This window comes from Tabrizicola sp. (assembly GCF_041911175.1).
GTDB lineage: Bacteria > Pseudomonadota > Alphaproteobacteria > Rhodobacterales > Rhodobacteraceae > Tabrizicola.
In genome coordinates, this window is sequence record NZ_JAYRPN010000095.1 from 1 (window position 1) to 18,098 (window position 18,098).

Annotated in this window: 19 protein-coding genes and 1 pseudogene; 6 read left to right on the plus strand and 14 right to left on the minus strand. The window is 67.5% G+C overall.

The features are described 5' to 3' along the window. Positions 1-725 (minus strand): annotated as a pseudogene (locus ACE3P6_RS12935) (hypothetical protein); the annotation flags it as partial. Between the two features lie 187 nt (positions 726-912). On the opposite strand from ACE3P6_RS12935, the gene ACE3P6_RS12940 reads away from it, so the two are divergent. Genes ACE3P6_RS12940 through ACE3P6_RS12950 form a run of 3 tightly spaced genes read left to right on the plus strand, consistent with a single transcriptional unit; the run spans position 913 to position 2,584 of the window. Continuing rightward, positions 913-1,182, plus strand: coding sequence for a type II toxin-antitoxin system ParD family antitoxin (locus ACE3P6_RS12940; RefSeq protein WP_374395651.1), 270 nt, complete (start codon positions 913-915; stop codon positions 1,180-1,182). Then, positions 1,179-1,544, plus strand: a complete 366-nt coding sequence (locus tag ACE3P6_RS12945) for a type II toxin-antitoxin system RelE/ParE family toxin (RefSeq protein WP_374395654.1) — start codon at positions 1,179-1,181, stop codon at positions 1,542-1,544. The genes ACE3P6_RS12940 and ACE3P6_RS12945 overlap by 4 nt, the downstream gene beginning before the upstream one ends. Continuing rightward, positions 1,541-2,584 carry a tyrosine-type recombinase/integrase gene (locus tag ACE3P6_RS12950; protein ID WP_374395656.1) on the plus strand — a complete coding sequence of 348 codons (1,044 nt, stop codon included), beginning with the start codon at positions 1,541-1,543 and terminating at the stop codon, positions 2,582-2,584. Before ACE3P6_RS12945 ends, ACE3P6_RS12950 begins: the two co-directional genes overlap by 4 nt. A gap of 43 nt (positions 2,585-2,627) precedes the next feature. Here the strand turns inward: ACE3P6_RS12950 and ACE3P6_RS12955 are convergent, their stop codons facing one another. After that, on the minus strand, positions 2,628-3,704 hold the full coding sequence (locus ACE3P6_RS12955; protein WP_374395658.1) for a ParB/RepB/Spo0J family partition protein: 1,077 nt from the start codon (positions 3,702-3,704) through the stop codon (positions 2,628-2,630). Beyond that, the gene (locus ACE3P6_RS12960; RefSeq protein WP_374395659.1) at positions 3,701-5,005 is read right to left on the minus strand and encodes an AAA family ATPase; all 1,305 of its coding nucleotides are present in this window, start codon (positions 5,003-5,005) and stop codon (positions 3,701-3,703) included. Before ACE3P6_RS12960 ends, ACE3P6_RS12955 begins: the two co-directional genes overlap by 4 nt. 433 nt (positions 5,006-5,438) lie before the next feature. On the opposite strand from ACE3P6_RS12960, the gene ACE3P6_RS12965 reads away from it, so the two are divergent. Further along, complete coding sequence (locus tag ACE3P6_RS12965) at positions 5,439-6,143, plus strand: DnaA N-terminal domain-containing protein (protein ID WP_374395662.1); 705 nt, start codon at positions 5,439-5,441, stop codon at positions 6,141-6,143. 36 nt (positions 6,144-6,179) lie between these two features. On the opposite strand, the gene ACE3P6_RS12970 is transcribed toward ACE3P6_RS12965, so the two are convergent. The 11 genes from ACE3P6_RS12970 to ACE3P6_RS13020 form a co-directional block, all read right to left on the minus strand. Continuing rightward, entirely contained in the window at positions 6,180-6,593 is a 414-nt protein-coding gene (locus tag ACE3P6_RS12970; RefSeq protein ID WP_374371494.1) for a cytochrome c family protein, read from the minus strand. Positions 6,594-6,660: 67 nt separating this feature from the next. Beyond that, on the minus strand, positions 6,661-6,858 hold the full coding sequence (locus ACE3P6_RS12975; RefSeq protein WP_374371496.1) for a hypothetical protein: 198 nt from the start codon (positions 6,856-6,858) through the stop codon (positions 6,661-6,663). A 16-nt stretch (positions 6,859-6,874) separates the two neighbouring features. Next, complete coding sequence (locus ACE3P6_RS12980) at positions 6,875-8,425, minus strand: cytochrome D1 domain-containing protein (protein WP_374395665.1); 1,551 nt, start codon at positions 8,423-8,425, stop codon at positions 6,875-6,877. After that, a complete protein-coding gene (gene nirJ / locus ACE3P6_RS12985) occupies positions 8,400-9,608 on the minus strand; it encodes a heme d1 biosynthesis radical SAM protein NirJ (RefSeq protein WP_374395667.1) in 1,209 nt (402 codons plus the stop codon). Before nirJ ends, ACE3P6_RS12980 begins: the two co-directional genes overlap by 26 nt. Continuing rightward, entirely contained in the window at positions 9,608-10,093 is a 486-nt protein-coding gene (locus ACE3P6_RS12990; protein WP_374395668.1) for an Lrp/AsnC family transcriptional regulator, read from the minus strand. The genes nirJ and ACE3P6_RS12990 overlap by 1 nt, the downstream gene beginning before the upstream one ends. After that, positions 10,090-10,560 carry an Lrp/AsnC family transcriptional regulator gene (locus ACE3P6_RS12995; protein WP_374395670.1) on the minus strand — a complete coding sequence of 157 codons (471 nt, stop codon included), beginning with the start codon at positions 10,558-10,560 and terminating at the stop codon, positions 10,090-10,092. Before ACE3P6_RS12995 ends, ACE3P6_RS12990 begins: the two co-directional genes overlap by 4 nt. Then, on the minus strand, positions 10,560-11,537 hold the full coding sequence (locus ACE3P6_RS13000; RefSeq protein ID WP_374395672.1) for an Lrp/AsnC family transcriptional regulator: 978 nt from the start codon (positions 11,535-11,537) through the stop codon (positions 10,560-10,562). The genes ACE3P6_RS12995 and ACE3P6_RS13000 overlap by 1 nt, the downstream gene beginning before the upstream one ends. Before the next feature lie 5 nt (positions 11,538-11,542). Then, on the minus strand, positions 11,543-12,685 hold the full coding sequence (locus ACE3P6_RS13005; RefSeq protein WP_374395675.1) for a cytochrome D1 domain-containing protein: 1,143 nt from the start codon (positions 12,683-12,685) through the stop codon (positions 11,543-11,545). Further along, positions 12,682-12,984 carry a cytochrome c gene (locus ACE3P6_RS13010; protein ID WP_374395677.1) on the minus strand — a complete coding sequence of 101 codons (303 nt, stop codon included), beginning with the start codon at positions 12,982-12,984 and terminating at the stop codon, positions 12,682-12,684. The genes ACE3P6_RS13005 and ACE3P6_RS13010 overlap by 4 nt, the downstream gene beginning before the upstream one ends. Then, positions 12,977-13,774: a uroporphyrinogen-III C-methyltransferase gene (gene cobA, locus ACE3P6_RS13015; RefSeq protein WP_374395679.1), complete on the minus strand. Its 798-nt coding sequence runs from the start codon at positions 13,772-13,774 to the stop codon at positions 12,977-12,979. The genes ACE3P6_RS13010 and cobA overlap by 8 nt, the downstream gene beginning before the upstream one ends. A gap of 104 nt (positions 13,775-13,878) precedes the next feature. Next, positions 13,879-15,639, minus strand: coding sequence for a cytochrome D1 domain-containing protein (locus ACE3P6_RS13020; protein WP_374371514.1), 1,761 nt, complete (start codon positions 15,637-15,639; stop codon positions 13,879-13,881). Positions 15,640-15,770: 131 nt separating this feature from the next. On the opposite strand from ACE3P6_RS13020, the gene ACE3P6_RS13025 reads away from it, so the two are divergent. Together ACE3P6_RS13025 and ACE3P6_RS13030 are read left to right on the plus strand one after the other, a co-directional pair. Beyond that, positions 15,771-17,792: a 4Fe-4S binding protein gene (locus ACE3P6_RS13025; protein WP_374395682.1), complete on the plus strand. Its 2,022-nt coding sequence runs from the start codon at positions 15,771-15,773 to the stop codon at positions 17,790-17,792. After that, a partial coding sequence (locus ACE3P6_RS13030; protein WP_374395684.1) for an NnrS family protein occupies positions 17,789-18,098 on the plus strand: 310 nt, incomplete at its 3' end. The genes ACE3P6_RS13025 and ACE3P6_RS13030, both read left to right, overlap by 4 nt.

The window sequence follows — 18,098 nt, forward strand, 5'->3', positions numbered from 1 at the left end:
CGCTCCGGCGGACCCGAGGCGACAAGCGCCCCGAAGCCGGTCAGCGCCAGCGGCAGGAAGGCCACTCTCCCTTGCCCCGCCGCAAGCCGCGCCCCCAGCACCGCCGCCTCCAGCCCACGCAGATGCTCCGGCCGCTCGTCCAGGCTCCGCCACAGGTGGAACGCCGCACAGCCCCGCGTCACGGCAAATCGCCCGTCCAGTCCCGCCAGCGCTCCGGCAAGGTCGAGGGCAAGGTCCGCATCCCCGCGCCCCGCCTCGCCCAGCAGATCGCTCACTACAGCCTCGACACCAATGGACGGAACGGCCATCAGCCGCCGGGCCGCCCAGGCGGTCCGGATCAGCGCCTCGCCGCCCTCCTCCGCCGCGCCGATCCGGTAGGACAGCCACAGCGCCAGCCGGTCCGCTCCGACCCGGTCGCCGGTCCACCAACTGAGAGCCGCCGCTTCCTCCAGCGCCAACCGTTGCACCGCCCCTGCCCCGGCGACCCGCAACCGCTCGGCCAGCCGCCCCGCGTCAAAGGCAAGCTCGGCCAGGTCCGCTGCCAGCGCTGCCTCGGCCTCGCGCCAGTCCGCCGCCGCAACCAGCCCTCCGCGCTCGGGTTTCGGGACGGGGAATGCGAAGACCTCAGCCTCGTCGGGTAGGAACCAGGGCTCTTCCGCCGCAGCCCCGTCGTAAGGCCCGGGCAATCCGGTGTCAGCGTCTTCGTGGCCTTGCCGTCCGTGCATCACAGTTGCATTCTGGCACGGTTTTGCGCGTTACCGAAGCACTTTCCGGCGCGCGCCATCACTCACGATAAGTCCGCCTTATCATGACTGTTGAGCCAGCGCTGGAAATGACGCATTCTGGGCCGCAAGATGCGCAGAAGGTGAGCCGCGCCTTGCCATTCCGGTGCTACCAGGTCACACTATTGCGATGGAGGACACCATGACGATCAAAAGCTCCATCTCGCTGCGTGACGACCAGTACAGGTTCGCAAAGACGCTCGTTGAGGGCGGTCGCTTCGCCTCGGTCAGCGCCGTCGTGCAGCAGGGTCTGGACCTCCTGCGCCAGCAGGACGCCGATGCGCAGGCCGATCGGGCCGCCCTGCAGGCATTGCTTGCCGAACGGGCCAACAGCGCGTTCCTGTCCGGTGATGCCCTTCGCGCCCGCGTGGCCTCCCGGCGCGCCGCCGCCCAGGAATGACTGCGGCTGACTGGACGGTCGTCTTTGCCACGGCTGCCGTCGACGACCTCTCCCTGATCGAAGACCATCTGATCCGCGCCTATTGCGCGTTCGGAGAAAGCCCCACCGAAGCGGCGCGACATGCCGAGACACGGATCGAGGCGATCATCGCCACTGCCGAACGTCTGGCCACGGCTCCCTTCCGGGGTGCGGCACAGGAAGACCTGCTCCCGGGCCTCCGGCACCTGGTCCTGGACGGCGCAATCTACTGGTTCCTCCCCGACGCCGATACCAAGCAGGTCCGGGTCCTGGCGGTGTTCTTCGGCGGGCAGGACCATCAGCGCCACATGTTGGTCCGGCTTCTGCGCAAGGACGGGTCATGACCACCCTCGCCCTGCCCGCCTATGCCCAGCTGTCGGATACCGACGAAGCCGCCCTGACCGAGCTTTACCGGCGCGGCACCCCGCCCAATACCCTGCGCGCCTGGGAGCGCGACCTGGCCTATATCTCTGCCTGGAAGATGGCCACCTTCGGCCAGCCGCTCGCCTGGCCCGAAGAGGAACGTGTCGCCCTGCGCTTCGTCCTCGACCACGCCTCGGACCTGACCGACAGGCCCGGCCCGGCGCAGGATGCGGCGCTGGAACTCGTCGCCCTCGGCCTCCGCGTCGCGCTGACCTGCCCTGCCCCGGCCACGCTAGACCGCCGGATCGCCAGCTGGCAGGCCTTTCATCGTATGCGGAACCTTACCGCACCGTTCGCAGCCCCCCTGGTGCAACAGGCCCGCCAGAAGGCCCGCCGCGCCAATGCCCGGCCCCGCGCCCCGAAGTCGCCCAAGCCGATCACCCGGGACATTCTGGAGGCTCTGCTCGCCACCTGTGATATTTCCCCGCGGGGAAATCGCGACCGGGCGTTGCTCATGCTGGCCTTTGCGTCCGGCGGGCGGCGGCGGTCAGAGGTCACCGCCCTGGACGTCCAGGACATCGGCCTTGACGACTTCACCGCCAGGGGGCTGGTCTGGATCCGGTTGTGGCAGACCAAGACCACCGGCAGGGACAAGGCCCCCCGCCTGCCGCTGAAGGGCCGGGCCGCGCGCGCCGTGGTTCACTGGCTTGAGGAGACGGGGATCACCGAGGGCCCGCTGTTTCGGCCCATCAGCAAGTCCGGTCGCGCCCTGCCCCGCCGCCTTGCCCCCGACGCACTGCGGCTGATCCTGCGCCATCGCCTGCGGCTGGCGGGCCTGCCGGAGGACTTCGCCACCCCGCACGGGCTGCGCGCGGGCTTCCTGACCCAGGCGGCGCTGGACGGCGCACCGCTGGCCGCCGCGATGAAACTGAGCCTGCACCGGTCGGCGGTGCAGGCTCAGAAATACTATGCCGATGTCGAGATCAGCGAGAACCCGGCAGCCGACCTCCTGGGCGATTGAACGGCAAGTGATTTCCCCGCGGGGAAATCGGCACCCTGCCCTCTCAGCCCAGTTCGCGGAAGAAGGCCTCGATCGCCGCTTCAAGCCGCCCGCGTTCGACAGTGGAGAAGTCGCGGTCAAGCTGCAGCTCGACCTTGCCGGCGGCGGCGGTGCACTTCACCTCGCCAGCGGCCAGCGGCAGGCGCAGCACCGTCTTCCCGCGCTTGGCTGGCCGCCCTCGCCCCGGATTTCCCCGCGGGGAAATCGCCACCGGCTCGGCCCGGTCGAACCCCTGCAGGATCGCGACCTCCTCCTCCGCGCTCCGCTTCGGGGCGGCCTGCAGCGCCTGGACGATACGGGCGACCAGCCCCGGCTCCTGCTCCAGCCGCTGCGCCAGCGACAGGCCAAGCGCCCGCGGGATCGTCTCGGGGTGTTCCAGCTGCTTCTCCAGCCGCGACAGCAGATAGGCGAAGCGCCGGATATAGGACCGCTTCTGCGGGTTGGTCGAGGCGAAAAGCTGGTTCACCGCCTGGTCCAGATCCTCGCAGCCGCCGACCCCGTCCTCGACATAGGCGCGCGCCAACCGTGCCATCTCGGCCCAGGAGATGTCCTTCCGCACCAGATTCTCGTCCACCATGCGCCGGTAGAGCCCTTCCACGGTTTCTCCGTGGGGAACGAAGCTGGCGGGGATGCGGGCCCAGCGATCCTCGCCCGTCTCTGCCAGCAGCGCCCGGAACGCGGTCAGGCGCCGCCAGCCCTCGACCAGCTCATAGCCACCGTCCGCCGCCTGCTCGACCCGGATCGGGTTCGACAGCCCGACCGCCCGCAGCGAGGCCATCAGGTCGGCAATCTCCGGCTCCTGCCGCTGGCTGCGGTCGCGGACCAGCTTGCGGACCCGGACCTCGGCCACCGGAACCATGTCGGTGATCAGGCCCAGCTTCTTCAGCCGGACGAACTCATGCGCCAGTGCATCGTTCTCGGCCCGGATCGCAGCCTCGACCTCGGCGCGCTGGCGGCTTGCTTCGCCGGTCTCGGTTATCGCGGTGGCCATCGGACCGCGCCGCTGCGGCTCGGAGGGGGCAGGGGACTCGACCTCGTCTTCGGGAAGGTCGATGTCGAACATGCGGCGCTTCTTGCTCATGCGTCACTCTCCATCTGCGCCCAGGCCTTGAGGACATGGGACTTGAACTCGACATAGGCCTGATCGAACGTCGCCCGCGCGCGGCGCCAGGTTTCGCGGGTCATGTCGCGGTAGTCGATCTCGTAGATCGAGGACAGGAACCGTCCCGACTGCTCCACCGCGCGGGTGTGTTCGATCGGGTGTTCGGTCATCCTGTCGCCGAAGACCTTGGCAAAGGCATCCCGCATCGCGCGGTGCAACTCGTTGCCGGGCTCATAGCGGGTCAGCAGGAAGCGGACGTCGAGGAATGCCTTCGGCAGTCGCGATTTCCCCGCGGGGAAATCGGCACCGAAATCCGCTAGGTCCGACAAGGCCTCGGCCAGCTGACCGATGAAGGAGGTGGTGGAGTCGTATTCCCAATAGCCGGGGCCGGAGGGGATATAGAGCACATCCGCCGCGAAGACCGCGTTCATCGACTGGTAGCCGATGGCGGGCGGGCAGTCGAAGATCACCATGTCATAGGCGTCGTCGGGCAGGGTATCCAGCCAGCGCGAGACGGCGGCGAAGAAGGACCATTCGGGGTTCAGGTGGCGATACTGGGCGCTGGCAAATTCCACGAAGGCCGCGTTGGCGCAGGACGGCACGATGTCGATGGTGGGCCAGCAGGTCGGCTTGATGAAGTCGGTCGCGCGCAACTCGCCCAGGCCGGTGTCCGAGACCGAGGGGGGCAGGCGCCGGGTGGGGACCTGGCGGCCCGACTCGGCCCCGGCGGCGCGGGCATTCATCCGGTCGGTCTCGCGGATGAGGTCCCGGGCCATGATGCCCCAGACCGTGTGTTCCTCGCTGACGTCCGAAAGCCCCATCGAATGCGACAAGGTGGCCTGCGGGTCGAAGTCGACGGTCAGCACCCGGTAACCGTCCAGCGCGGCGGCATGGGCGAAGTGCAACGCGACGGTCGACTTGCCGGCGCCGCCCTTGAAGTTCGCCACCGCCACCCGGATCGCCCGCTTGCCCTTGGGCCGTTCGGGCAGCAGGCTGCGGCGGTTGATCTTCATCTTGCGCCGCATCTCGTTCACCTCGTCGAGGCTGAACCAGCGCTGGCGTCCGTCAGCCTCGATTTCCCCGCCGGGAAGTCCCGGCTCGGCCACCAGACGGCCGCGGAAGGTGTTCTGGTTGACCTGGAAGATCAGCTCGGCCACCTCCCACGAGGAAAAGCGGCGCAGCACCTTCTCGTTCCCGGGCGAGAAGGTCTGCTTCCTGATCCAGCCCTGCATCTTCAGCGAGCTGTCGCGAAGCTGCTGGAGGTCCTTGTGTCCGAACATTGTTGTTCCCAACGTTAATTCCTTCCTGAAACCGGAAATACGCCGAATTTGACATTTGCGCAAATGCGAAGTCATCTTGAGAGGATTTCCCCGCGGGGAAATCGGAAGGACCGGGACAGGCCAGGGAAACCGCAGGGACAGCCTCGGCAACCGATTCGCAGGCGCCCGGGCGAGTGCACAACAATTTGGGGGGACAATCCTTGACCCCCACCATGATTTGAGGGGACATAGTGTCGCAATGGCGGGACATCCTGTCTGTCCCCCTATACCAGGGAACCATTTTTCTTCCGTTGGTTTCGAAGGGCAAAACCCGGCCCACCGTGCGGTCGCTTGACAGAATCGAAAAACTCAACGCTAATCATCCCAAGATCGGCAATAACGTTGGATCAGCAGAGTCCAACCGATCCCGGGCAGAGCGAAGGGCAGTCAGACGATGCAGAAGGCGTGGCCCCAGAAGCGGGCGACGGGGCGCAATGCGGCCTCGCTGAAATATGACATCCTCTCGGCGCTTGGGGTGCATGGCTGCGCGGGGGACAAGCACCGGCAACGCCTGGTTCTCCGGCTGATCACACTGATCGTCGCCCGCTACAACTGGATCGCGGACGAGTTGATGGTCGGCCAGCGCGAGATGGCAGAGCTGTGGTCTATCGACGAGCGCAGCGTCAAGCGCGACATCGCAAAGTTGCGCGAGCTGGGCTGGCTGGTGCAGAAGCGGGCCGCGGCGCGGGGCAGGGTGGCGGTGCATGGGTTGGGCCTGGCACGCATCCTGGAGGGCACGGGGCCGGACTGGGCGCGGGTGGGGCCGGACTTCCTGGCGCGGATGAGCGCGCCTGCCGAGGCCCCAGAGGCGGCCCGGCAGCCTGCGCAAAGCAACGTGATCAGCTTTCCCCTGCCAATGGGCGAAGGCGGGCTCTGGCCGCGCATCCAGGCGATGCTGCACCGCGAGGACCCGCATCTCTATGGCGCGTGGTTTGCCGCCCTGCAGGCCGATCTGCCGGATGAGGGCTGCCTGCGGCTGGTGGCGCCCAGCCGGTTTCATGCCGACTACCTGCGCGCGAACCACCTGCACCGGCTGGAACGCGCGGCGCAGGCCTGCGAGCCCGGCCTGGCCCGCGTCGAGGTGGTGTCGGGGGGATAGCCCCCGCCGCAAGGGCAGGGGCCGGGAAAGTCTGGCTTACTTCTGCGTCGCGAGGTAGGCCGCCATGTCGGCAGCGATTTCGGCGTCGGACAGCTTGAAGCTCATCTTCGACTTGGCGGCATCGTCGCCGGTGGTGGCCTTCACCCAGGCGGTCGGGTCGGCAAGATAGGCGGTGATCAGGGCTTCGTCCCAGACGGTGCCCTTGGCATTCACCTCAAGCATGCCCTCGCCATACTTGAAGTCGGGCGCAGAGGCGACGGCGCGGCCGACGACGCCGAACAGGTTCGGGCCGGTCTTGCCGCCCTTCTGCACTTCGGTCCCATCGGGCGCGATGATCGAGTGGCAGGATTTGCACTTCTTGAAGTTTTCCTCGCCCTTGGCCGCGTCGGGATCGGCGAAGGCCGGGGCGGCGACCACCAGGGCGAGGATGGGGAGCAGGTGTTTGAACATGGGTTTTCCTTTCGGGGTTGCTGAAACGGGTGTTGGCACGGGGCAGGGGGGTCGGCCTTGACTTAGGTCAGGCCCGCTCGGCCTCGGCGATCAGGCGTGTCACCCAGCGGGCGGCGGCCCAGGTCGCCGGAAGTCCCAGGGGGAGCGAGAGCCAGAGCGCGGTGACGGGTTGCATCGACGGCAGGCCAACGGCCAGACCGATCAGGCCGAGGAGAAAGAGGTTGATGGCCACGGCGGAAGTGGCAAAGGGCCAGAGAACCGCCATCAGCCGCCAGGAGGGCCTAGTGGCTGGTGCCGTCCTCGAAGGTGATCTTGTTCCAGACATTGTACTTTCCTGACGGCTTAACCATCGGCAGGCGTTTCAGTTCCTCGAAGGTCGCCGCATCGTAGACGATGACCGCCCCGTCCATCTCCCAGATCGAGACAAGAGCATATTTGCCGTCCCGGGTGAACTCGGTATGCGCCACGGTCTTGCCGGGTGCGGGCTTCAGCACCTTGACCACTTCCAGCGACTGCTTGTCGATGATGTGCATCTCGCCCTTGTGCTCGCCGGTGAAGACATCGGCCCAGAGATAGGGTGTGCCGTCGTGGCTGCGCAGGAAGAATCCGGGGCCGGCGGTCTCGATGGTCTTGATCAGCGACCAGTCCTCCATGTCGATCACCGAGATCCGGCCTTCGTTCAGGTGCGGGATGGCCACGACCCGGTGGCCGTTCCGTTCCCAGCTGATCCCGGACCCCAGGTGCGGCATGCCGGGCAGGGGCAGGCTGGCGATCTCGCGGCCCACATCGAGGTTCACCACCACTCCGGTTTCGCCCTCGCGGTTGGCGCCGATCAGCTCCCGGTAGTCGGGGGAGAAGAAGAAATCGTCCAGCGGCGCGGAAATCTCGATCCGGCGGCGGGCGAAGAGGCCCTTTTCCGCGCCCATCACCTCTTCCATGCCGTTTTCGTTGTTGTGGACGAAGCCTTCGGTATAGGGGCCGCCGTCTTCGGTGAAGGCCACCTCCCAGATTTCCGGCACGTCCTTCAGCGCCAGGACGAAAGTGCCGCGTTCCGGGGCCTGGTAGACGGCCGAGACACGGCTGGGGTCGCCATTGCGGCCCTTGACGTCGAACACCTTCGCCACGGTCAGGTCGGCGGCGTTCAGGATGGTGAGCGTGTTCGGCAGGTAGTTGGCGACGGCGAGATACTTGCCATCCGCGCTCATCGCGATGTTGCGGCTGTTCAGCCCCGCGCGAACCCGGCCCACTTCGTGCAGCGACCAGATGTCGTATTTCTGCACCCAGCCGTCGCGCGACATGACGAAGACATAGCGCCCGTCCGAGCTGAATTTCGGCCCGCCGTGGACGGCGAAGGGGGTCTCGAAACGGTCGAGCACGTCGAATGTATCGCCGTCCAGCACAGAGATATGGCTGTCGCCGGTTTCCACCACCAGCGTGATGTTCATCGGGTCGGCTGTGAACACGGGTGCGGCGGCGGGGGTGTAGTCGTCACGCAGCATGCGCGAGTCGGCGATTTCCGCCTCGCCCCAGACCGGCGCGACAAGCGGCTGGCTGATGTAGTCGGCGACGGCGGCGATTTCTTCGGGTTTCAAGGTATCCTTGAAGGCGGGCATCTGGGTCATCGCCCGGCCATCGGCGATGGTGGCGGCCAGCTTCTCGCCCTTCAGCCGCCCCAGGCTTTCCGGGATCAGTGCCGGGCCTTTGCCGCCAAGCCGCGTCTCGGCATGGCAGGAGGCGCAGAGGTCGGCATAGATCGCCGCTCCGTCGGGTTGGGCGAGGGCCGGGGAGGCCAGGAGGACGGCGAGACTAAAGGAAACGATGCGCGGGATCATGGCTTTTCCCCCGGAAGGGGGTGACGGCGACGCGCTCGGCCTCGTCCACCCCGATCTCGGCATTGGTCAGGTAGCAGGCCGGATCCTCGGCCCAGGGGTCGCCGGTGACTTGCAGCGCGCGGATGCGGGTGTTGCCGCCGCAGATGTCCTTGAAGGCGCAGGCGCCGCAACGGCCCTTCAGCGGGCGGGGGCGCTGGCGGAGCGTGGCGAGCATCGGGTCCGCCCCGGTCCAGAGCTGGCTGAAGGGCGTGTCCTTCACGCTGCCCACCGTATAGTCCGACCAGTAGGTATCCGGGTGCACCTTGCCCTGCGGGTCGATGTTCGCCACGCCCAGACCGCTGGAATTGCCGCCCCAGGCCTCCAGGTGCTGCGCCACATGGGCGGCGCGCTGGCTGGGGAAGTTCCGTTCCACCCAGCGCAGGAACCACACCGCATCGGCGTCGTTGTTGCCGGTCACGATCTCCAGCGGCTGGTCCTCGGCCACCGCCACCCAGGCCCGGTCGATCAGCTGCATCATCGCCTTCCGGGTGCGCGCGCGTTCGGTATCCTCGCCCCGGTTCTTGTTGCCGCGCCCGGCGTAGACCAGGTGCGAGAGGTAGAACTTGTCCACCCCTTCCGCATCGCAGAGGTCGATCATCGCGGGCAGCATGTCGGCGTTGTCCTCGGTGATGGTGAAGCGCAGCCCCACTTTCACGCCCTTGGCCTTGCAGGCCCTGACCCCCGCCAGCGCCGCATCGAAGGCCCCGTCGACGCCCCGGAACCAGTCGTTCATCTGGCCGATCCCGTCCAGCGAGATGCCGACATAGTCGAACGCGAGGTCGACCAGCTGGTCGATGTGCTCGGCGACCTTGGTGCCGTTGGTGGACAGCGACAGGTGCCGGAACCCCAGCTCGCGCGCGCGTTCGGCCAGCGGGAAGAAGTCGAAACGGCTCAGCGGCTCGCCGCCCGACAGGATCAGCGCCGGGATGCCAAAACCCGACAGATCCTCCAGCACAGACATCGCCTGCTCATGGCTCAACTCGCCCGGAAACGGCACGTCGGCGCTGGTGGTGTAGCAGTGGCGGCAGCGCAGGTTGCAGGTCCGGGTCAGGTTCCAGATCACCACCGGCTTGACCGGGCCCGTCCGGCGACGGACCGGGGTCGGGTGGACAAGCTCGCGCATGTATTGCGTCAGGCGGAACATCAGCCTTCTCCGGCAAGGCGCATCCCGGTCTTCTTCAGGATGCGGGTGGAATAGAGAATGTCGTTCGACCGGCAGGCATCGCCCAGCAACGCAGCCACTTCGGCGCGCTTCGCCTCGACTTCCTCACGCGTGCGGCCATGCAGCATGGCGAAGAGGTTGTAAGGCCAGTCGGGCAGGGCGCGCGGGCGCAGGTAGCAGTGCGAGACGAAGGACAACGCCCCGACCTGGGCGCCAAGCTCTTCCGCCCGGGCATCGTCCAGATCCCAGACGCTCATCCCGTTGGCGGCCATCCCCAGCGCATAGTGGTTGGGCGCGACGGCCACGCGGCGGATCACGCCGTCCTCCTGCATCGCCGCCATCCGGGCGATGACTTCGCCTTCGGGCAGGAACAGCCAGCGCGCGACCTCCTCGAACGGATGCGGCGTCAGCGGCAGGCCGGAGGCCGTCGCTTTCAGTATCCGCCGGTCGGTCGCGTCCAGTGTCATGCCTCTACCCGGAAGCCGATGAAAAACTCTTTCAACTTGGGGAAGCGCAGGACCGTCAGTCCTGTCTCCCCCTCGATCTGCGCCGCTGCCTGCTCGATCTGATCGGGCTTTTCGCACGCCAGGACGAACCACATGTTCAGCCGGTGCAGGCGTTCATAATTATGCGCCACCTCGGGCCGGGCATTGACCAAAGTCATGACCTCGTCGAAGCGGTCTTGAGGCACCGCCATCGCGCAAAGACAGAAGGCCCCGCCCATCGCCTCGGCGTCGATGAAGGGGCCGAAGCGGGTGATCGCGCCGATCTCGCGCAGATGGGTGATGCGGTCGACGACCTCGGTCTCGGTCAGTCCCGCCTCGCGCGCGATGCGGGCGAAGGGGGCGTGCTCCAGTGGCAGGCCGTCCTGCAAGCGGTTGATCAGCAGGCGGTCGGTGGCGTCAAGCGCCTCGGGCGGCAGGGTGGTGCGCATCAGGCGGCCTCCGACAGACGGGCCCCGGACTGCTTGAAGCAGCGGGTGGAAAACAGGATACGGTGGTCGACGCCCTGCAACGCGGGCAGGGCGCGGGCGGTGGCCAGCACCTCCTCGGCCGCCGCGCGGGAGCGGGCGTGGATCATGCAATACAGCCGGTACGGCCAGACCCCGGCGACCGGGCGGCGTTCATAGGCCAGTGTCACCCCCGGCAGCGCCGCCAGCGCCTGACCGGCAGCCAGCGTGGCCGCTTCCGGCACATCCCAGACCACCATCGCGTTCGAGGTGAAGCCAAGCGCGCGATGCCGGACGATCACGCCCAGCCGGGTCAGGATGCCCGCCGCCAGCAGCACCCCGATGCGGGACAGGATGGCGATCTCGTCGCGGCCAAGCCGCAGGGCAAGCGTGGCATAGGGCCGGGGCGTCAGGTCCAGCCCGCGACAGAGCGCATCGAGCAGGGGCTTGTCATCGGCGCGCAGCACGGCGGTTTCCACCCCGCGCTTGCCGGGCATCGCCACCCGGTCGCCGCGCAGCGGGAAACCAAGGTCGATGTTGAAGGGCCGGACCAGGCGCAGGTCGAGAAGCGGCAGGCCGCTTGCCGTCTCGATCCGGGCCAGCATCGCGGCAAGGGCTTCGGCATCCGGCGCGGTCGCCACGAACCACAGGTTCCAGTCGTTTTCGCGCTGGTAGGAATGGTTGACCCCGGCCTCGGCCCCGACGATGGCGGCGACCTCGTCGATGCGGTCTTCCGGCACGGCCAGGGCGGCCAGGGTCGAGGCCCCGGCGGTATTGGGCCGGACGGTGCCGCCGACGCGGGCGATCCGCCCCGCCGCCTGCAGCCGCGACAGGCGGTCGATCACCTCGGTCTCGGTCAGGCCCAACCCTGTGGCGATCCGCGCGAAGGGGTGGCTTTCCAGCGGCAGGTCGCGCTGGAATCCGTCAAGCAGGGCCAGGTCGATGGGGTCGATCCGGTTCATCGCGGTCAGAGCCCGGTCTGGTGCGCGCGGGCGGTGAAGAAGATGCCGCTTGGCGCCTCGGCAGGGATTTCCGCGACCTTCTCGCGGGTCTTGGTGTCGTAGATCACCACCTTGTTGTCGTCGCGGGCGGAGAGCCAGACCTCCGCCCCGCGCGGGGCGAATTCCATGTGCAGGATCGCCTTGCCGGGGGTCAGGGTGGCGACGACCTCATGGCTGCGGCTGTCGATCACCTGCACCTTGTCGTTGTCGGGCAGGGCGAAGTTCACCCAGACATAGGGGCTTGCGGGCTGTTCGATGATGAACACGGGCTGCCCCGCGACCTCGGTCGCCGCTGTCTGGCCCAGCGAGGTCCGATCGACCCACAGCACCTCATGCCGCCCGACGGCGGGCAGGGCATATTGCCCCTCGGCGAAGGCCCAGCTTTGCAGGTGGGGCATCTTGTAGACCGGCATGTCCTCACCTTCCTTGCCGTAGTCGGTGAGGAATTTCTGCGGCTTGGGGTTCGTATCCCAGAGGTCGAAGGCGGTGACGCCCTTCTCGCCGAAAAGCCCGACGAGGTAAGTATGCGCGTCATCGGTCAGCACCGCGTCGAACGGGTTCTTGCCCGCGGTCCCCAGCGAGGTGATGACCGGCTCCTTGCCCGAGAAATCGCCGAGGAACACCTCGCCGCTGTCCCAGACCGCCCAGGCGAAGCGGCGGCCGGGCACGTCGACCAGGCCGATGGTCTTGCCCGCGGCGGGCACGTCGGCCACCAGCTCCAGCGTGTCGGCGTCGAACACCTTGACCCCGCCGGGCTCATAGTTCGACACGGCGACCAGCTTGCCGTCGTCGGAAATCGCCCCGCCGATGGAATTGCCCGCCTGCACCGTGCGGGCGACGACCGTGCGGGTCAGGATATCCACCTTGGTCAGCCCGCCATCGCGCCCGAAGACATAGGCGAAGCGTTCGTCGGGCGAATAGGTGAGGGAGGCATGCGACAGGTCGCCCAGCCCCTCGATGCGGCCCACCGCCGCACGGTCGGAGCGGTCCACCAGCACCAGGCTGCCGGTCGCGCGCTCGATCACCAGGCCCAGGTCCCCGGTCGCGGTCAGGTCGTCGCCGGCCCAGAGCGGCGTGGCGAGAAGGGCGAGCAGGCAGAGGCGTTTCATGGGGTTTCCCCTTTCAGATAGTCGGCGATCCACAGCGCCTCGGCTTCGGTCAGAAGCGGGCGCCAGGGCGGCATGGCGGTGCCGGGCACACCGTCGAGGATGATCAGCGCCAGCCCCTCCCGGTCGGCATGGGCCAGCGCGGCTTCGGTCAGGGGCCGCCCGAGGCCACCCTTGCGGGTCAGCCCGTGGCAGGAGCCGCAGTCCTGCAGGACCATGTGCTCCAGCTCCGTCGCGCGGCTGGGGGCGATGTCGGCCGCGGCGGGAAGCGCCAGCGCCAGCAGCGCCAGAAGGCTACGCATAGGCGGCCATCCCGGCCCCTTCGCAGAGGGCGGCATCGAGTTCGGCGATTTCGGGATACATGCCCGCAACCCGGCCGATGACGAAAAGGACCGGCGCTTCCGGCTGCGCCTTGGCCACATCGGTGCCGATCTGGCCCAATGTCGACAGCAACCGCTCCTCGCGCGGGGTGGTGGCGGCAGAAACCGCCAGCACCGGCAGCGCAGGGGCCATCCCGTGCCGCATCAGCTGCAGAGCGATCTCGGCGATGTTGCCCGCGCCCATGTAGACGACCAGCGTGGTATCTTCAGACGCCAGCGAGGCCCAGTCGAGGTCCAGCACCGCATCCTTCGCGCGGTGGCCGGTGACATAGCGCACGCCGGTCGCCAGCCCGCGATGGGTCAGCGGCACCCCGGTCGAGGCCGCAGCCCCCTGCGCCGAGGTGATGCCGGGGACGTAGGAAACGCCCACACCGGCCAAGCGACAGGCTTCGGCCTCTTCCGAGCCGCGCCCGAAGATCATCGGATCGCCGCCCTTCAGCCGCGCGACCACCAGCCCCTCGCGGGCGAGGTCGACCAACAGGGCATTGATCGCCTCTTGCGGGACCTTGTGGAATTTCGGCAGCTTGCCGACGTCGATCCGGCGCACGCCTGCGGGCACCAGCGCCATGATCTCGGGCGAGACAAGCCGGTCATGCACCACCACGTCGACCGACTGGATCAGCCGCAAGGCCTTCAGCGTCAGCAGCTCGGGATCGCCCGGACCGGCGCCGATCAGGTGAACTTGGCCGGGAAGGTGGCTGTGGTCTTTCATGGCGAGCCCCGGGGGAGAAATGGAAAAGGGCGGGGATGAGAGGGAATCAGCACCCCCGCCAGGAGGCGCCCGCGGGTCACGACCGGCCCGCGGGCTTGGGAACCTCAGTAGATGTCGTCCTTCGTGTTCAGCACGTTGAACTTGCCGGTCGGCGTGATCAGCTTCGGATCCTTGATCACCGTCTTCAGCTCCAGCGTCTTATCATCGACCACGACGATGGCCGATTCCTGGTCCTTGCCGTTCCAGACCGAGAACCACACTTCCGTGCCGTCCTTGTTGAACTCGGGCTGCACCACGCGCGGCTGGCCTTCCGGGATCCCGGCCCATTCCGCGATCGGCAGAGTGGTGTATTCCGGGTCCACGGCGGGATCGCCGCCCATCTTCGAGATGTCGAACACGGCGACCGAGCCGGAGACTTCGGCATCCGGGTTCAGCGGCGCATCGACGTAGAGATGCGTCGAGTTCGGGTTGGTCTTGATGAACAAGGACCCGCCGCCCAGACCGAAGAAGCTGTCGACGACCTTCCACGCCTGGTCCGGGTGCCCTTCCGGGTCGGTCCCGATCAGCGCGATCGATTCGTCGCCAAGGTGGCTGGTGGCCCAGACCGGACCGTAGACCGGGTGGACGAAGTTGGCGCCGCGCCCGGGGTGCGGGGTTGCGCCGCCGGTTTCCACCAGGGCCGCCAGCTTGTCTTCCTTGGTGTCGACCACCGCGATCTTGCCGCGCTGGTTTGCCGCCACCATGAAGTAGCGCTTGGTCGAGTCGAAGCCGCCGTCATGCAGGAAGCGTTCGGCCTCGATTTCGGTCATCTTCAGGTTCTTCAGGTCGGTGTAGTCGACGAAGAGGATCTTCCCCGTCTCCTTCACGTTCACGATGAACTCGGGCTTGAAGTGCGACGACAGGATCGAGGCCACGCGGGGTTCCGGGTGGTAGGTCTGTTCGTCGTAGATCATGCCGCGGGTCGAGACGATCTTCTTCGGCTCCAGCGTCTCGCCGTCCATGATCACGAACTGCGGCGGCCAGTAGGCGCCGGCGATGGCCAGCTTGTCTTCCCAGCCCTCGAACTTCGAGGTCTCGACCGAACGCGCCTCGATGCCGATCTTGATCGACGCAACCGTGGCGGGTTCCTTCATCCACAGGTCGATCATGTTCACCAGACCGTCACGGCCGATGACGAACAGGTAGCGACCCGAAGCCGAGATGCGGCTGATGTGGACCGCATAGCCGGTGTCGATCACGGCCTTGATCTCGTAGGTACCGCCGTCGATCAGGGCGACTTGCCCCGCATCGCGCAGCGTGACCGACATCAGGTTGTCGATGTCGATGTCGTTCTGCTTTTCTTTCGGCCGATCCTCGGGCTTCACCAGGACCTTCCAGGACGCCATCATCTCCGGCATGCCCCATTCCGGCGGCTGCGGCGGTTCCAGCAGCAGATAGCGGGCCATCATGCCCACTTCTTCCTCGGTCAACTGACCCGAGGTGCCCCAGTTCGGCATCCCCGCGGGCGAGCCGTAGGTGATGAAGCTCTGCAGGTAGTCATACCCGTTCTCGCGGGTGATGTCGGTGGTCAGCGGTTTCCCCGTCGCCCCCTTGCGCAGCACGCCGTGGCAACCCGCGCAGCGTTCGAAATAGATCGTGGCCGCCTTCTGGAACTCTTCCGGCGTCATCACCGGGTCGTCGGGCTTGAAGCCCGGGATTTCCACCTTGATCTGAGCCAACGTGTTCATGTTGGGCTCGTAGGCGGCGGCGGGTCCGTCGGCGTGGTCCTTGGGCTTGTCTTCCGCGATCACGGGCGCGGCCAGCCCCAGGAACAAGGCAGCCGTGCCCAGTAACAACGTCCTGGCGGGTCTTGCTCGGGTGGTCATGGGAATCTCTCCGTTCAGCTGGTGAGGCTGCGCGGACCCTCTGCCAATGACGGTTCCGTTACCTTGACTTTCGTTAAGGCGAGCCGGGCACCTTCGCCGCAGGGTCCGTCACACTGGAAAAGGCCCCATCCATGCGTGTTCTTCTTGCAGCGGTCCTCGCTTTGCTTCTGTCCGTGGCATCGTCGCGGGCCGAGGGGCTGATTGCCGACGACGCGCTGACCGTGACCGCCCCCACTGCCGGACAGGCGGCGGCGCTCCTGGGTCTGGATGGCCCGGTCCAGGTGGCACGGATCGACGAGGGCGTGCCGGGCTGGTCGGTCAGCCAGGGCGGCGAGGTGCGGGGCCAGATCGGCTCGACCTGGGAAATCGCCGGGTCGGTCGGCTATTCCGGCAGGCCGCTGGATGTGCTGGTGGCGGTGACGCCCGAGGCGCGGATCGCGGGGGCGCTGCTGGTCCGGCACAACGAACCCGTACTGACGCTGGGCATTTCGGATGCCGACATCGCCGCCTATGTCGCGGGGTTCAAGGGCTTCGACCTCGCCGCGCCCGCGCCCGACACCAGCGCTTTGCCTGCGGTGATCAGTCGCGCCACCGTCTCGACCGGCGTGATCCGCGACGGCATCCTGCGGACGGCGCGGACGCTGGCCATCGGGCGCGGGCTGATCGCGGCCGGCGGCGGCGTGGACCGGCTGAGCTTTTCCCCCGCGACCTGGGATCAGCTTCTGGCGATGGGGGCACTGACCGAACGCCGCGTCTCGATGACCGAGGCGGCGGCGGCGCTGGAAGGCGCGAAGGTCCCGGTTCCGCCCGGCGAGGGCGATTTCCTGCATCTCTGGGTGGGGGTGATCGACCCGCCGACCGTCGGGCAGAACCTTCTCGGCCAGCAGGATTTCACCCGCGCCGTCGGCAATCTTGGCGCGGGCGGCTCGGCGCTGATCGTGATGGGGCAGGGGGTGCAGTCGCACCGGGGGGTCGAGTGGAAGAAATCCGGCACCTTCGACCGGGTGACGGTGGTGCAGGGCAAGACGCGCTGGCAGCCGACCGACGACCGTTTCCAGATGCTGAAGACACTGGAACTGGCCGACGCGCCGAAGATGAAGGAAATCAGCCTCTTCGCGCTCCCGCCCGAGATCGACCCGACCAAGCCCCTGACCGTCGAAATCCGCGCCACCCGCCCCACCGCGACGGACGAGGTCGCGATGACCGTGGCGGTTCCCTACACCCTGCCCGACGTCTTCCACCTGGCCCCGCCGCCGGAACCGGAACCCCTGTGGAAGCAGGCCTGGCAGGCCAAGCACCCGCAGATCGCCATCGTCGGGCTGATGCTGACCGTGCTGACCCTGATCCTCTTCGCGCAGGAATGGATCACCCGGCGGCCCCGCCTCTGGCGGATCGGGCGGCTTTCCTTCCTCGCCTCCACCTTCCTCGTCCTCGGCATGGGGTTGAACGGCCAGCTTTCCGTGGTGCAGGTGGTGGCCTTCGTCCATTCCCTCCTCACCGGCTTCCGCTGGGAGACCTTCCTGATCGAGCCGGTGATCTTCATCCTCTGGGGCTTCACCGCCTTGGGGATGCTCTTCTGGGGCAGGGGGGTCTATTGCGGCTGGCTCTGCCCCTTCGGCGCGCTGCAGGAACTGACCAACGCGGCCGCGCAGAGGCTTGGCGTGAAGCAGATCGCCGTGCCGCAGGCGCTGCATGAGCGGCTCTGGGTGATCAAGTACACGCTCTTCATGGCCATCCTCGCGCTGTCGTTCTATTCCATGCGCGACGCCCTGATCCTGGCCGAAGCCGAACCCTTCAAGACCGCCATCTCCTTGCGCTTCATGCGGGCCTGGCCCTTCCTCCTCTTCGTCGCCGCCCTTCTGACCGCCAGCCTCTTCATCGAACGCTTCTACTGCCGCTACCTCTGCCCCCTTGGCGCGGGCCTTGCCATCCCGGCAAAGCTGAAGATCTTCGACTGGCTGAAGCGCCGCCCGCAATGCGGCCGCGAATGCCGGATGTGCGAGACGAAATGCACCGTCGGCGCCATCGACGCGATCGGGCGGATCAACGCCAACGAATGCGTCCTCTGCCTGCGCTGCCAGGTGATCATGAACGACGGGACGCAATGCCCCGTCCTGAAACGCCGCGCCCGCGCGGAAGGAGCCGCCCCATGACCTCCCTCAAGCGCCTGTTCGGCGACGGTTTCCGCGTGTTCTTCCTTGCCGCCGGGCTTTTCGCCTTCGTCGCGATGGCGGTATGGGAGGGCTACCTGCTGATCCAGGCGCTTGGCGGCGTGCTGGACCTGCCCACCGCCGCGCCGCCGCATCTGTGGCACGCGCATGAGATGATCTTCGGCTATGGCTCGGCCGCGCTTGGCGGGTTCCTGCTCACCGCCGTCCCCAGCTGGACCGGCGCCAAATCCGCCCCGCACCGCTTCATCGCGCTGGCTGCGGGCCTCTGGCTGGCCGGTCGCCTTGCCG